Raw genomic sequence first — 15,335 nt, 5'->3', positions numbered from 1 at the left:
ACAGTTAAGTATTTACTTAACTGTATTAAAAATATTTAGGATTTAACCAACATTCTGCTTAACGCAAAATCACCGAGCTTCTCAGAAATTGAAGCCACGGAATGACCATACAAAAAAAATACCAGAGGTCACTATGACAATTACGAACAACGTTAAATCTGTTTTCACAAGTTGCGCGCTTGCCGCAGCGCTATCTGTTTCAGCGGTTCACTCAGCACAAGCAGATGAAACTTTCATTCTTGCTCAAGCAATGACAACCGATCATATTTTTCACGCCTCATCTGAAAAGTTCATGGCCGAGCTAGCTGCGCAAAACTCCAGCTACTCAGCAGACTATCATCCGGGTGGTGACTTAGGTGACTGGACTTCACAGTTTGAACAATCCATGCAAGGCGTCATCCCTATGACAATGACGTATGGTGCTTCTGAATTTGATGGCCGTTTAGACCTAACTTGGCTGGGCTATGTTGTAGATAGCTGGGATAAAGCACGTGAAGTTTATGGCCCCAACGGTCCAATGCTTGATGTGTATAACAAAATCCTAGCTGACAACGACCTTGTCTCTTTAGGTATTATTCCTGCTGGCTTTGGTTCTATCACCATTCGCAAGGGTGTAGGAAAAGTTCCAACAAACTTCCCAGAAGATGCTAAAGGCATAAAAATGCGCGTAGTACCAACGCCACTGGCTGTTGAGCGCTTTAAAAACTGGGGATTCTCTGCCGTTCCTATGCCTTTTTCAGAGCTTTATACTGGGCTACAGCTAGGCACTGTTGATGGACGTGCTTTTGGTCCTGCTGTTGAAATTTGGCAGATGCGCGATGTGCTAGAAAGCTACATTCTTACACGCGACTACTTTGAGCATGCTTTCTGGTTAGTGAATAAAGACTGGTGGGAAGATCTACCAGCAGCTGAACGCGAGAAAATTCAAGCAGCAGCTAACGAAACACTCCAATGGGCTTGGCAAGAAGCAGAAGCCATCGACAATAGCTATTTGGAAAAAGTACGTGACCACGGTATTAAAATCGTAGAGCTAAATGACCAAGAGCTGGAAAAAGCAAAACAAGCATTGTATGCCAGCGAATGGCCATACATGGAAAAAATCGTGGGTAGCGAAATAATGGGCATGATGCGAAAAATCGCAGGCATTAACTAATTCAATAGTTGAAATTAATTAATGATGTCTACGCCGCCATCTCAACATGAGGTGGTGGTATTTTCTCCAACCTCTTCGAGGTAGCCCAGATGACTGTGCAAAAACACACTGCGGGTGATAGCAGCGTTTATAACTTTGATCCCGACCTTTCTGACCACCCTGCCCCCCCTCACCTAAGTGCAATTCCTGAAGATGAACCTCAAGGAATAGAGCGCCTTTTAGTAAAATTCGAGCAAGTTCTTGACGGGATTTTTCGTGTACTGATGATTATGACAGGGCTCGGTTTATCCTTTTTAATGTTCGGCCAGATAATCATGCGCTATGTGATTGAGTCTCCTTTCGCAGGTATAGAAGAAGCCGCTGTATTACTGGGTGTTTGGATCTACTTTTTAGGAATGGGCTACGCAACCCGTGTGCGAGAACACATACACGGCGGCATTGTTAGCCTCATCATTACTGACCCATACAAAATAAATATGATTCGCTTTGCAGGTTCCATCATCAGCATGACAGCGGCCTGTATTTTTGGTTACTTCGCTTTCAAGTACGCATTATTCGTTATTGATAAAGGACGCATGAGCATTAATCTCCAATGGCCACGAGGACTCTGGAGCAGCAGCATGATTGTGGGCTTTTCAATGATGGCGGGCTACTTTCTTCTGGAAGCTATTAATGAGTTTCGAGCATTACGTAAAAGCCGTCAGGCTCGTTATCATCAGGAGTAAACTAAAATGACTATTTTTCTTCTTACTATGCTGCTGGTTGTCATTTTACTGCTGGCTGAGATTCCCGTTGCTTTTTCTTTCGGCATTGGCGCGTTGACGTTTGCCTACACCACTGGCAACAACATATCTTTTTTGATTCCTCACGGCTTTAAAACGGCCAGTGGGTTTGCGTTACTCGCTTTACCGTTATTTATCTTTGCCGGTATTTTAATGGCCGAAGGCGGAATATCCGATAGGCTACTCAACTTTGTGAACGCCTTTGTAGGCCGTATCAAAGGCGGGTTAGGCGCAGTTACCGTCCTTACTTGCGCCTTGTTCGGTGCAATTTCTGGCAGCTCATCTGCCGCCATTGCGGCAATCGGCCAGATCATGATTCCGCGCATGGTACGAGAAGGTTACCCTGAAGGGCATGCAACGGCACTGGTGGCTTGCTCTTCCGTCTTAGCATTAATGATCCCTCCCAGTATTCCCATGATCATATTCTCGATAACGGGAGGCCTTTCAGTGGGAGCCGCCTTCCTATCGACAATTATCCCTGGGATTATGCTAACGCTGCTGTACTGCATACTTAACTTTTGGTTCTTACGTAATAATGAGCACATCAAAGTAGAAGCACCGCTTTCATTCAAAGAAGCGACAGTGGGTGTTGCTAAAGCAGGTTACAGTGCAGGGTTTGCTCTGCTTATGCCGATCATCATCCTAGGCGCTATATACAGCGGTATTGCCACACCCACTGAAGCGGCCGCTATTGCCGTGATTTATGCTATTCCTGTCGGCCTTTTTGTTTATAAAGGCTTATCACTACGCAGCCTTGGCTCTGTAACGGTTCGAGCCGTAACTATGACAGGCTCCATTATGGCAGTACTGTTTTTCCTGTTCATCATGAGCAGGGCGATGATTCTTGAACAAGTCCCTAAAGAGCTAGCAGAAGCATTACTGCAAATTTCAGATAATAAGTATGTAATCTTGCTGTTAATCAATGTTCTGCTGCTACTTATCGGCATGATAGTGGATGATATTTCAGGCAGCGTATTGGCAGCGGTCATCTTCTTACCTGTGATACAACAGCTAGGCATAGATCCTATTCATTTTGCAGCTGTTGTTGGCGTGAACTTAGGTTTAGGTAATGTATCTCCACCCTGTGCCCCCATGCTTTATATGGCAGGGGGAGTAAGCAAACTCTCATTGGATAAATACATAAAACCTACCCTAAAGTTTCTCTGCTTCGGGCATTTACCGATGGTGCTACTCGTAACATTTGTTCCTGAACTGTCACTATTTTTACCGAACTTAGTCATGGGCAATTAAACAACTCACAACGGTTTACACCTTTTATCAGACGAACCTATTACTAGGTTCGTCTGCTTTTTCGCTTTAAAGAAAGCTATATTAACCCGCTGCTCACACCTCTCTTTATTTAAAAAACCAGAACTAAAAGCCTGCAGTTTTTTACGCTTCCCAATGATAAGATACTGGAAATCTTAACGAACGGATCTTCAAATAAGAAAGGTATCCAATGCTATTTAACTCCGCCGAATTCATATTTGGATTTGTTCCTATTGTTTTATTTGGCTTCTTTTGGATAGCCGGCCGCTTCGGTAACGAATCAGCGATACTCTGGTTAGTGTTATCTTCCTTATTCTTTTATGGCTGGTGGGATCCAAGTTATCTTCTGATTATTCTTAGCTCTATGGTATGCAATTACCATTTAGGGCGGCATATCTACAACCTTAAAAGCAAATGGCTACTAACGGCGGGGGTAGTCGGCAATCTTGCTGTTTTAGGCTATTTCAAATATGCAGGCTTTTTGGTTTTCAATTTAGCGTGGTTAACGAATAGCGACTGGTCTATCGAAAACATAGTCTTGCCATTAGCAATATCTTTTTTTACGTTTCAACAAATTGCTTACCTCGTCGACTCTTACAAGCAAGTAACTGAAGAGTACCGCTTTATTCATTACGCTTTATTTGTGACTTTTTTCCCACAATTAATAGCCGGACCTATCGTCCACCATAAAGAAATGCTGCCACAATTCCAAAATAATAATGCGTTTCGCATAAGCGCAAATCATATTGCAATCGGTATCAGTATTTTTGCGATTGGCCTTTTTAAAAAAACGGTGATTGCCGATGGTATGGCCGACTACGCAAACCCTGTATTTAATGCCGCTGATGCAGGTTCTGCACCTGATTTATTGCTCGCATGGTCTGGCATACTCGCTTATACCTTCCAGATATATTTCGACTTCTCAGGATATTCAGACATGGCGCTAGGCTTAGCTCGCATGTTTGGTATCATCCTCCCCCTTAATTTTTACTCTCCTTACAAAGCGCGCTCTATTGCAGAGTTTTGGAGGCGCTGGCACATTACATTATCGCGCTTTCTCAGAGATTATATTTACATACCTCTAGGAGGAAATCGTAAAGGACAAGGTTATCGCTACCTTTTTCTTATGACGACAATGCTATTAGGCGGACTATGGCATGGGGCCGGTTGGAATTTCGTCATTTGGGGAGCACTCCACGGAGGTTTTCTAGCCGTACACCAAGGCTGGCGCTTATTGAGTGAGCGCCATACCTGGTTACAATTACATGCATCGATTGCTTGGCTCATCACTATGTTGGCTGTCATTGTTGCATGGGGGTTTTTCCGTGCCACCAGCTTGGATGGAGCATTAAGTATTTTACAAGGAATGGTCGGGCTAAACGGTGTCGCAATACCAATGGCCATCCTAGCCCGCTTAGGTGAGGTAGGTGTAATGCTTCAATCATGGGGCGTGACAGGTTACCACGGTGGTGCAAGCCATTTAGTATCAGCTTGGATCTATTGCCTATTACTTATCCCTGTTGTTGTTTGTTTGCCTACTGTACAAGACCTATTTCGCCAGCATCACGCATCGCTCACCAATATAGAAGAAACCGCAGGTGCTGGTTTTTGGCTTGCTCCACGCTTCATTCGTAAGCTTGCATGGCAACCGGCACTGGTATGGGCAAGCTTTTCATCACTGTTACTCGTCATTGGTTTAATGACGCTTGGGCAAGTCAGTGACTTCCTCTACTTTCAGTTTTAAAGGGTAGTATGAGCACATATCTAAAACAATTTTCTACTGTCACAGCTGTACTACTAATAGTTATCGCTTCATTAAACTGGGCAATAGACCCCTTTGCAATCTGGCATAACCGCTGCCTAGAGGGATTAAATTGTCATAAAACAGAAGCGGGAGACAAAATATATCTAACAAAAGCCTATCAATGGCGACACGTTAATCCCGATATCGTTATATTAGGTAACTCTCGACCGGAGTTAGGCCTCAATCCCAGTAGCCCTCTTTTTAAAGGAAAGACAGTCTATAACCTTGGCATAAGAGGTGCTGGAGTCGGTACACAAACCAAACATCTACTAAACCTACTAGAAACAAGCACACCTGAGCGCGTAATATTAAGCATCGATTTTTTGGACTTCCTCCAACGTTCAACATCGACAGTTAACTGGCCGCCAAAACCTTACCCTAGCTCTAATATGCCATTAACTTTACTGCAACAGCCCAATCCTTATTACTTCAATAATAATATAAAAGCACGCTTAGCAACTTTATATTCACTCGATACTACCCTTGCGAGTATCAAAACCCTCGCTAGACAATATCAACAGACTAACTACACAACTCTGGATGGGTTCAATCAAGCACAAGGTTTTATCCCTATCGTCCATAATGAAGGCACTCAAGCTCTATTTGACCAGAAACGGCAAGAGTTACTAAAAAGACTTGATGGGAGGTCATATAGCCTAGCGGATAAGCAAGGGCAGTCCAGCAGTTTTAACGCTTTGAAAATATTGGTTGATACACTAAAGAGCAAAGACATTAAACTGGATATTTTTATCAGTCCTTACCATCAACGCTATCTTGAAATTGTTAATCAAACAGGCCATTTCGAACTCTATCTAGCATGGAAGCGAAAGCTAGTTAACCAGCTATCCACATTAGACTTTTTACCTCATGGAACTCTATTAGATTTCAGTGGTTTCAACCGATATACCCTTGAACCGGTACCTCAAGGGCGTGGAAAATTCATGCAGTGGTATTGGGAGCCATCCCACTACCGGGAGGAACTTGGAGAAGTGATTATTGAACACATTTTATCTACCAATATTGAGTTCAAATTAACAAAAGAAAATATCGAACCACGATTATCTAAAGAGAAGTCCGCGATTAGCAGCCTTCATGCTAGCTCAGAATAACGGTCCTCTGCTTGCACTATTACTGTCTTCTTGCAGCGCCCATAAAAAAAGCAGGCTCTGATAAATCAGAAGCCTGCAAAAAGGATAGAGCTAGCAATAAAGTAAGGCTTATTAATAGAGTAGCCACTATCGATAAAGTAGGAGCTATCATAGAAAGAACAGACTACTCCAGGGAGAAAACTTGAGGAGCAAAACAGAGCTCCTCATAAAAACATCTAGCTAGGGAAAGAGAACGACACCCCTTCACGTACACCACTTGAAGGCCAACGCTGAGTAATCGTTTTACGTTTAGTGTAAAAACGTACTGAGTCCGGACCGTATGCATGAAGATCACCAAACAATGAGCGCTTCCAGCCACCAAAACTGTGATAAGAAACAGGTACAGGTAGTGGTACATTGATACCTACCATGCCCACCTGGATATTATCAGAGAAGTAACGAGCCGCTTCGCCATCACGGGTAAAGATACAAGTACCATTGCCGTATTCGTGATCATTGATCAGCTGCATCGCTTCATCCATCGTATTAACACGCACGATTTGCAATACAGGGCCAAAAATCTCTTCCTGATAGCTAACCATTGAAGGTGTAACACCATCAATCAATGTCGCGCCAACAAAGAAACCTTCTTCGTAGCCAGCTACCTGAGGGTTACGACCATCAACAACAACAGTTGCTCCGTCTTGCTCTGAACTATCAATATAACCGACAACTTTCTGTTGGTGCTGACGTGTAATAACAGGACCAAAATCATTGCTGCTATCAGTTGCTGCGCCGACTTTTAATGACTGCATGGCAGCACTCATTTTAGCGACCAATGCATCAGCCGCCTGATCACCTACCGCAACAGCAACAGACAACGCCATGCAACGCTCGCCTGATGATCCAAAAGCAGCACCCAATAGTTGGTTTACAGCATTATCCATATCAGCATCAGGCATAACAATCGCGTGGTTTTTAGCACCACCCAAAGCCTGACAGCGTTTGCCATTTGCATTGGCTGTGCTGTAGATATACTCAGCAATCGGTGTTGAACCAACGAAGCTTACCGCTTTAACACGAACATCTGTTAACAACACATCAACGGCTTCTTTATCACCGTTAACTACGTTCATTACACCTGCTGGTAAACCTGCTTCCTGCAACAACTGAGCAATAAACAACGTAGAGCTAGGATCACGCTCAGAAGGTTTCAGTACAAATGTGTTACCGCAGGCAATAGCCATTGGGTACATCCATAGTGGTACCATCGCTGGAAAGTTAAAAGGCGTAATTCCTGTCACAACACCTAACGGTTGAAACTCACTCCATGAATCAATATTTGGGCCTACATTTTTACTATGCTCGCCCTTAAGTAGCTCGGCAACACCACAAGCATACTCAACATTTTCAATACCACGCTGCAACTCTCCTGCTGCATCATGGCTAATTTTACCGTGCTCTTCACCGATCATCTGGCAGATTTTATCAGCGTTTTGTTCTAACAACGCTTTAAAACGAAACATAACAGCAGCACGCTTACCTACTGGCGTATTACGCCATTCAGGAAACGCCGCCTGAGCCGCAGCAATGGCTTCTTCTACTGTTTCTACGGACGCCAACGCAACTTGCTTTGTAGCTTCGCCTGTTGCCGGATTGAATACATCTTGAGTACGCGCTGCATCAGTACGCATTTCACCGTTAATTAAATGGCCTACAGTTGTCATTTTCTTTCCTCAAATTTTTATTGTTGCGAGCTTATGCAAGTTCGTTAATCGACTCGCCCAGCGCATTAATCACGTTATCAATTTCTGCATTTTCAACAGTGAATGGCAGACCCAGCTGAATAGTGTCGCCACCACAACGTACATAGAAACCTTTTTCCCAACACTTCATCGCAATCTGGAAAGGACGCAGCGCAGGCTCTCCTGGAGCAGATTCAATGGTTAAAGCGCCAGCCAATCCGTAGTTTCGGATGTCCGAGACATACTTTGTGCCCTTGAGGCTATGCAGCATTTCTTGGAACTGCGGAGAAACAGTTTTGACTCTTTCAACTAACTTGTCTTGTGCCAAAATATCCAATGAAGCAAGACCAGCTGCACAGGCTACGGGGTGTGCTGAATAGGTATAACCATGTGGCAATTCAAGCATATATTCTGCGCCACCGGCTTCCATAAAGGTATCGTAGATTTCCTGCTTAGCAACCATAGCACCCATAGGGATAACACCATTGGTTAGCTGCTTCGCTATCGTCATCATATCTGGCACAACACCAAACTCTTCTGCACCTGTATTTGACCCCATTCGGCCAAAGCCTGTGATTACCTCATCAAAGATAAGCAGGATATTGTGCTTATCACAGATCTCTCGTAAACGTTTTAGGTAGCCTACAGGCGGTGGAATCACACCAGCAGAACCAGCTAACGGTTCAACAATAACAGCAGCTATATTTGATGCATCATGCAAGGCAAGCATGGCTTCTAGCTCATCAGCCAAATGCGCACCCGTTTCTGGCATACCCTTAGAAAATAAGTTCTCTGGTAACATAGTGTGCGGCAAATGTACGGCATCTATTCCCTGCCCATAAAGTGCACGATTACCGACGATACCACCGACACTAACACCACCCCAGTTAACTCCGTGGTAGCCCTTCACCCGGCCAATAAAGCGGGTTTTGCTCGCTTGACCTTTCTTGCGCCAGTAAGCACGAGCAACTTTCAAAGCGGTTTCGACAGACTCAGAACCTGAACCGGTAAAAAATACACGATTTAGCCCTTCTGGCATTAATTCTGTAATGCGGTGCGCCAGTTCAAATGACTTTGGGTGCCCATATTGAAAAGCTGGTGAGTAATCCAACTCTTTAACCTGGCGGCTTACTGCTTCGATAATTTCTGGACGGCTATGCCCTGCGCCGCACGTCCATAAACCAGAAAGCCCATCAAAAATTTTGCGGCCATCAGCAGACGTATAGTAGTTGCCTTTCGCAGAAACAATGAGACGCGGGTCTTTCTTAAATTCTCGGTTGCCTGAATAGGGCATCCAATGAGCATCTAGCTGCTCTTGAGATAAACCGCAAAGTGCCTGGTCGTCGTTATTTTTATTCATTCGCCACCTCATAGGTTGTAAATAGATGCTAAACAGACTGAGCTGTATTGATCTTACAATTCGATACCATTGATTCAATTATGCCCAGTTCAATAGGTTATTAAATTCATTTATTTTTAACTTATATTAAGCAATAAGTTAACTATGAAAACCTGTCGCGCAATGAGTAATACAACATACCCGCCACTAATCCCGGCCAACGTAGCAAGGTTCCTCCAGGAAAATCCGGTATAGGCACTTTGGCAAACAGATCAAATTTTTCTGCACTACCGCTCACCGCCTCCGCCATTAGCTTGCCCCCTAAGGTAGCTAAAGCCACACCATGGCCAGAATATCCTTGTGCAACAAATAGGTTATCCTCTATGCGGGCAAAATGAGGCATACGATTAAGCGTAATCGCTAACGTCCCGCCCCATCCATAATCTACTTTCACGCCTTGTAATTCAGGATAGACCTCAAGCATATGCCGTTGCACAAAACGCTTAATATCCTGTGGGAATCGCCGTGTGTAGTTTTCACCTCCGCCCCACAACATGCGTTGATCAGCTGATAGCCTAAAATAATTCACAACAAATTTTGAGTCTGCAACAGCGACATCGTCTCGATTAATAGTGCTACACAGTTCATCACTCAATGGCTCTGTTGCTAGCATAAAATTATTGATAGGCATGATCTTGCTAGCAATTCTTGGCTCTAGATCTTCTATATAACCATTGCAGGCTAGCAAAATATAACGCGCTTTAACCTCCCCCTTTGCTGTACTAACACACGTATCATCCCCCGTTTTGTATGCACTTACCCGGCTATTTTCATAAATACTGACGCCAGCCCTTAAAGCGGCACCCGCTAGTCCTAACGCATAATTAAGTGGGTGTAAGTGAATGCCATCGCTCCAGTACTCGCCAGCATAAAAATGATCAGTACCCAGCATGACTTTTACTTCATCACGCGAAAGGTAATGAACTGCTTCATAACCCAGTTTTTTGTGCTTATGCTCAACCGACTCCTGCAGCGTAGTTACATGCGATGCTTTTGCTGCAACATGCAGCACCCCTTGCTTTTGACCACAGTCAATATTGTGCTGCGCGATGAGTTTTTTCACTAATGCCACAGATTCAATAGACATATCCCATAGCGCTTTGGCATTTTCAGCACCTACCTTACTTTTAAGCGCTGGGTACTCCATGTTATGGCCGGGGCAAACCTGACCACCATTACGACCAGAAGCACCCCAGCCTATTTTTTCTGCTTCTAATAACGTTACTGAGTAGCCCTTTTCAGCCAGATGTAATGCCGCCGACAGGCCTGTGTAACCTGCGCCCACAATGCAAACATCCGCACTTACCTCGCCAACTAGCTCAGCATGACAGCCTGCTTCATCACCCAGCATGTTCGCCGTAGCCATATAATATGAGGGAACATATTCAGCCATAATTGAGGTTATCTCTTAGCTTGTTTTAGGGGTATCGTGAATGAAACAATAACAACATAAAATATCAACAGGCACTATATTTATTATGTTCACTGCTACAAACACCCTGTTGTTATAACTTAGCGAATAAATAGCAGGGCAATATAGACGAGAAAATATGAGGGTGATTTATGGAAGCCGTAGAAAAATTTCTCAAAGATCACGCTATCACAGAAGTAGAGTCTACTCTGCCGGATATGACAGGAAATGCGCGTGGAAAATTTTATCCCACTAAAAAGTTCCTCGCTGAACAAGGGGGTCGTATACCTGAAACCTTGCTTGTACAAACAGTGACCGGTGACTGGGCAGCTAACCACTACGATATTGTCGACGCCAGTGACCGAGACATGATTTTAGTACCTGATCCAGAAACCCTTCGCATTGTTCCTTGGGCAGATGAGCCCACCGCTCAAGTCATCAACGACTGCTATGACACTCAAGGCGGGCTGCACCCATTATCTTCACGTACCGTACTTCGCCAAGTACTCGCCTTATTTGAGAAAGAAGGGTTACGCCCGGTTATTGCACCCGAAGTTGAGTTCTACCTTATACAAAAAAATATCGACCCTGATAATGAATTAAAACCAGCTACTGGCCGTTCTGGCCGACGAGAAACAGCACGCCAGTCATACAGCATCGATGCTGTTAATGAGTTTAATCCTATCATTGATACTCTTTATAGCTACTGCGAAGCCCAAGGGTTGGATGTAGATACGCTAATACACGAATCCGGTGCCGCACAAATGGAGATAAACTTCCTTCATGGCGACCCACTAAAGCTGGCTGACCAGGTTTTTATCTTTAAACGCACCTTACGCGAAACCGCTCTCAAACATAATATCTATGCGACTTTTATGGCTAAACCAATGCAGCATGAACCTGGCAGTTCTATGCACATTCACCAGAGCCTAATCGATGTAAAAACAGGGAAAAATATCTTTTGTGCTGAAAATGGCGACTACAGTAAGACTTTTTATCACTACTTAGGTGGGTTACAAAAATACACACCCAGTGCTATCAGCTTTTATGCACCTAACGTCAATTCATACCGCCGCTTTGCACCAGACATATCGGCCCCAGTTAATATGAAATGGGGTATAGATAATCGCACCACAGGATTACGAGCCCCTAAAGCTGAACCTGAAGCCACTCGAATTGAAAATCGTTTTCCAGGCTCAGATAGCAACCCTTATCTGGCGATTGCGGCCAACCTTGCCTGCGGATATTTAGGACTAAAAGGTCAAATCAGACCCACTAAGCCCACTTACGATGCCGCCGCTGAAGAAGGAGATACGGTAGAGCTTGCCCGTTCTCTCGAAGAAGGCCTGCGCCTATTAGAAGAATGTCCAGAGCTTCGTGAAATTATGGGTTCCCGCTTTATCGATGCCTATATCGGCGTAAAACGTGCCGAATTTGAAACCTTCCATAAAGTGATCAGTTCTTGGGAACGAGAATTCTTATTGCTCAATGTTTAATAAAAGAGAAGTAAGCACTATGAATTGATGGATCCTAGCGTAATAAATCGTTTCATATCTAACTAATTAGCTGTAAGCCAATAGAAAACCATATACAAAAGTAAAACAATGGCAGCCATACAGTAAACTAGAATATGCTAGAGTATATTTATAATCATATAATGTATGTTGTCATATTGTTAAATTAAAAAATGTGCTTATAGGGAAATTGATTATGTATAAAAAAATAAACTCAGCATTTTAGCTAACGCATGTAAATCGAAACTCATTCTTGACCCATATCCACATATCGTTATAGAAAATGCATTAGATGAAAATCTATTCAATGAGTTACAAGCAACTTTTCCAAGCGACAAAACTATTAGAGATGGAAGAAACAAAGCAGATACATGGTTTGATTACCCTGCGAGCAAAGTCCTTAAAGATCCCACAATATCAACTCAATGGAAAGATTTTTTCCGCCACCACACATCGAAAGATTTTTTTTTGGAGCTGGTTGATATAGCAGGTGACGCTTTAATAAAGACAAACCCTGAGCTGGAAAAGCGCATTGGGGTTCCCATAAAAGATTTCAAAGTTGCCATGCGTCCAGGGGGGAGGCAAGATACACTTGCTCCTGGAGCAGATATATCAATGGAATGCCAATTTTATATAAACTACTCTGAAAAACCTCGCACTGTTCGTGGTCCACATATTGATCGCCCTTCAGAGCTATTTGCAGCACTTCTATATTTTAGACAACCAGAAGATGACTCTATAGGAAGTGATCTCGAAATTTGTAAAGCTGAAAAAAGCCTTTACTCAAATAAAACAACGGTCTCCGTGACTGATTTACCAGCAGAAATCGATCCAGCTCTAGTTACAACAATAAACTCTGCTCCCTATAAAGCCAACACTTTAGTTCTATTCCTTAATTCACCAGAGTCCATACATGCAGTGAGTCCTAGAACGCCGACACTGCTGACACGGCGACATATTAATTTTTGTTGCGATGTACCCCACGACCTTTTTCAAATAAAACTCCCTCTTAAGCTCAAATTAAAAAGAAAAATTAGCGATTTACCTTTTGGGTGGAGATTAGCGAAGTACATCAATTAATAACTTGAGTAGAATAACTAAGTACTAAAATTACATATTATTAAGTAACATAACTTCCTACAACTAAAGTCATAAGAAGAAAAACCTGCCAGTATCCACAGCGTTTCGAAACTCTTCGAAACGCGAGTTTTAGCTTTGCAACGGTTGCGGGATAACGTTCACACCACTAAACAGCAGCCAAAACATGCCTACCACGTTCTCATAGAGTGGCTCTGCTAAACAGGCGAATAGTGGATCTATACACACTAGCGTTGGCTGTTAATCTAGTGAGCACGCACCAGTCAAAACCATATATTCCTTTCTTTTAAAGAAAAATCTTAGGTGACACTATGATTCCACTCGATACATTAATGTTATTTATAGTGACTACCTTTGTAATCGTACTTTCTCCAGGGCCTGCGGCCATTACTGTAACTGCTGAGGCTGCCTCCAATGGCTTTAAGAGATCAACCTTAATCATTGCAGGTATCGCTGCGGCCAATGTAGTATTCTTTGGTTTATCGGCCACAGGTATCTCTGCACTCATCATTGCATCGAGCACCTTGTTTAGCATTATTAAATGGATAGGTGTTCTCTACCTACTCTACCTGGGGTTTGGCGCTATTTTCAGCAATGCAGGGCCATTGAGCATATCCGCATCGAATAAAGGACGTGCGGCGATACATAAAACTTTTTTACGCGGTTTTATATTAGAGTTATCCAACTCCAAAGCGCTTCTTTATTTTTCTGCACTATTACCACAGTTTATTGATATCTCACGCCCTATCGCACCACAACTCATAACTCTGTGTTTAATCACCGTGCTACTCGATCTCTTTTGTTACTCGCTCTATGCGTATTTGGGGTACAAATCACTCAGAATGAGTATCAAGCCCTTCATCATTAAATGGATCAACCGTACCACTGGTTGCATGCTTGTGTTTGCTGGGTTGAAAATGGCAACCGTTGAAAAGTAACAAGGAATATTATGTATACCCCTAAAAACATGCAGATGAGCGATCTGTCGACTACTCACGACTTTATTGAAGAGTTTGGCTTTGGTGTCATTATCTCAGGCTCCCTAACTGGCACACACATCCCCTTTGTTTTACATCGTAACGAAGGTGAGTACGGCGTGCTATATAGTCATTGCGCAAAAGCCAACCCTCATTGGAAAGAGCTTGAAAACGCAGAAGTACTGATCATCTTCTCTGGCCCACATAGCTACATTTCTCCCAGTTGGTATGCCCATGCACCGGCAGTTCCTACGTGGAACTATGCAGCAGTTCATGCATATGGAACCGCTAGCTTATTGAATGACAAACAAACGTTAGAAGCGGTGGAAGAAGTCGTTCATCAATATGAGCCCGCACTGCTTGAGAAAAGAGAGATTATTACTGACGAATTCAGAGATAAGTTATTAGTAGGCATCGTCGGTATTAAAGTAGAGTTATCGCGTATTGACGGTAAGCTTAAGTTAGGTCAGCTTCGTAAAAGTGAAGATCAGGAAGGTGTTTACACAGCATTGAGCCAATCTAACCACCCAGCTGATCAGGCGCTTGCTCAGTATATGAAAAAGCTAAATTTAGGAACCGGAAATCTACAATAGCTTCACCCTCTTTTTTGACTTAGGGCTTATTAACGAGTTATTAATAAGCCCTATTAAAATGATGAATTTTTCTCACGCTTATGACAAAAAAACATCTCTTGTTGCGACGCAGCAACAGCACTAATATACGCTCCTAATTTTTATAATTAAGCCGCTTCAGCCTTTTACGCTGATGGTTAATTTTGACAGTCTGTACAGACTATTTAGGACACCAAGAAAACCTTATGACAAAGCTCAATGAATTCAGACAAAACCATCAGCCAGCCCACGGTGAAGCTGAGAAAGATTACTTCCTACGTTTAAGTGCTGAATACAAGAAATTAAACAAACGTGAAGCCCGTCTGGTTCGTAAAAACTTGTGGATGAATCGTATTTCCACAACAGCCAAATTGTTAGTTAGCAAGCCAAATCTATTGCAGATTAACTAATCGCGTCTCTGTCGAATGATGATTAAAAGCGGAGTGCGAAAGCATCCGCTTTTTTTGTGCGTAGTGTTAAATAC

At 43.2% G+C, this 15,335-nt stretch carries 13 protein-coding genes; 10 read left to right on the top strand and 3 right to left on the bottom strand.

What is annotated here, in order from left to right; translation table 11 throughout:
- The first annotated feature begins 133 nt into the window (after window positions 1-133).
- The 5 genes from dctP to NEJAP_RS03235 all read left to right on the top strand — a co-directional run bounded on the left by dctP (window position 134) and on the right by NEJAP_RS03235 (window position 6,117).
- Window positions 134-1,153 carry a TRAP transporter substrate-binding protein DctP gene (gene dctP / locus NEJAP_RS03255; RefSeq protein WP_201349276.1) on the top strand — a complete coding sequence of 340 codons (1,020 nt, stop codon included), beginning with the start codon at window positions 134-136 and terminating at the stop codon, window positions 1,151-1,153.
- A gap of 89 nt (window positions 1,154-1,242) precedes the next feature.
- Complete coding sequence (locus tag NEJAP_RS03250) at window positions 1,243-1,878, top strand: TRAP transporter small permease (RefSeq protein WP_201349275.1); 636 nt, start codon at window positions 1,243-1,245, stop codon at window positions 1,876-1,878.
- A 6-nt stretch (window positions 1,879-1,884) separates the two neighbouring features.
- Window positions 1,885-3,186 (top strand): TRAP transporter large permease, encoded by a 1,302-nt coding sequence (locus NEJAP_RS03245; RefSeq protein ID WP_201349274.1) that lies wholly within the window; start codon window positions 1,885-1,887, stop codon window positions 3,184-3,186.
- 208 nt (window positions 3,187-3,394) lie between these two features.
- The gene (locus NEJAP_RS03240; RefSeq protein ID WP_201349273.1) at window positions 3,395-4,948 is read left to right on the top strand and encodes an MBOAT family O-acyltransferase; all 1,554 of its coding nucleotides are present in this window, start codon (window positions 3,395-3,397) and stop codon (window positions 4,946-4,948) included.
- Window positions 4,949-4,956: 8 nt separating this feature from the next.
- Window positions 4,957-6,117: a hypothetical protein gene (locus NEJAP_RS03235; protein ID WP_201349272.1), complete on the top strand. Its 1,161-nt coding sequence runs from the start codon at window positions 4,957-4,959 to the stop codon at window positions 6,115-6,117.
- A gap of 215 nt (window positions 6,118-6,332) precedes the next feature.
- Here the strand turns inward: NEJAP_RS03235 and NEJAP_RS03230 are convergent, their stop codons facing one another.
- From NEJAP_RS03230 to NEJAP_RS03220, 3 genes are all read right to left on the bottom strand, one after another.
- Window positions 6,333-7,823, bottom strand: coding sequence for a CoA-acylating methylmalonate-semialdehyde dehydrogenase (locus NEJAP_RS03230; protein WP_201349271.1), 1,491 nt, complete (start codon window positions 7,821-7,823; stop codon window positions 6,333-6,335).
- Between the two features lie 31 nt (window positions 7,824-7,854).
- Entirely contained in the window at window positions 7,855-9,201 is a 1,347-nt protein-coding gene (locus NEJAP_RS03225; protein ID WP_201349270.1) for an aspartate aminotransferase family protein, read from the bottom strand.
- 142 nt (window positions 9,202-9,343) lie between these two features.
- Window positions 9,344-10,633: an NAD(P)/FAD-dependent oxidoreductase gene (locus NEJAP_RS03220; protein WP_201349269.1), complete on the bottom strand. Its 1,290-nt coding sequence runs from the start codon at window positions 10,631-10,633 to the stop codon at window positions 9,344-9,346.
- A 170-nt stretch (window positions 10,634-10,803) separates the two neighbouring features.
- On the opposite strand from NEJAP_RS03220, the gene NEJAP_RS03215 reads away from it, so the two are divergent.
- The 5 genes from NEJAP_RS03215 to NEJAP_RS03195 all read left to right on the top strand — a co-directional run bounded on the left by NEJAP_RS03215 (window position 10,804) and on the right by NEJAP_RS03195 (window position 15,261).
- Entirely contained in the window at window positions 10,804-12,147 is a 1,344-nt protein-coding gene (locus NEJAP_RS03215) for a glutamine synthetase family protein (RefSeq protein ID WP_201349268.1), read from the top strand.
- Window positions 12,148-12,633: 486 nt separating this feature from the next.
- On the top strand, window positions 12,634-13,245 hold the full coding sequence (locus tag NEJAP_RS03210; RefSeq protein WP_201349267.1) for a 2OG-Fe(II) oxygenase: 612 nt from the start codon (window positions 12,634-12,636) through the stop codon (window positions 13,243-13,245).
- A gap of 329 nt (window positions 13,246-13,574) precedes the next feature.
- The gene (locus NEJAP_RS03205) at window positions 13,575-14,201 is read left to right on the top strand and encodes a LysE family translocator (protein ID WP_201349266.1); all 627 of its coding nucleotides are present in this window, start codon (window positions 13,575-13,577) and stop codon (window positions 14,199-14,201) included.
- Window positions 14,202-14,212: 11 nt separating this feature from the next.
- Window positions 14,213-14,833, top strand: a complete 621-nt coding sequence (locus tag NEJAP_RS03200; RefSeq protein WP_201349265.1) for an FMN-binding negative transcriptional regulator — start codon at window positions 14,213-14,215, stop codon at window positions 14,831-14,833.
- A gap of 224 nt (window positions 14,834-15,057) precedes the next feature.
- Entirely contained in the window at window positions 15,058-15,261 is a 204-nt protein-coding gene (locus tag NEJAP_RS03195) for a hypothetical protein (RefSeq protein WP_201349264.1), read from the top strand.
- Window positions 15,262-15,335 lie beyond the last annotated feature (74 nt).

This window comes from Neptunomonas japonica JAMM 1380, from assembly GCF_016592555.1.
In the GTDB taxonomy this organism is placed as follows: domain Bacteria; phylum Pseudomonadota; class Gammaproteobacteria; order Pseudomonadales; family Balneatricaceae; genus Neptunomonas; species Neptunomonas japonica_A.
The sequence above is the reverse complement of the archived record's forward strand: the minus strand, read 5'-3'. Positions and strand labels throughout refer to the sequence as shown.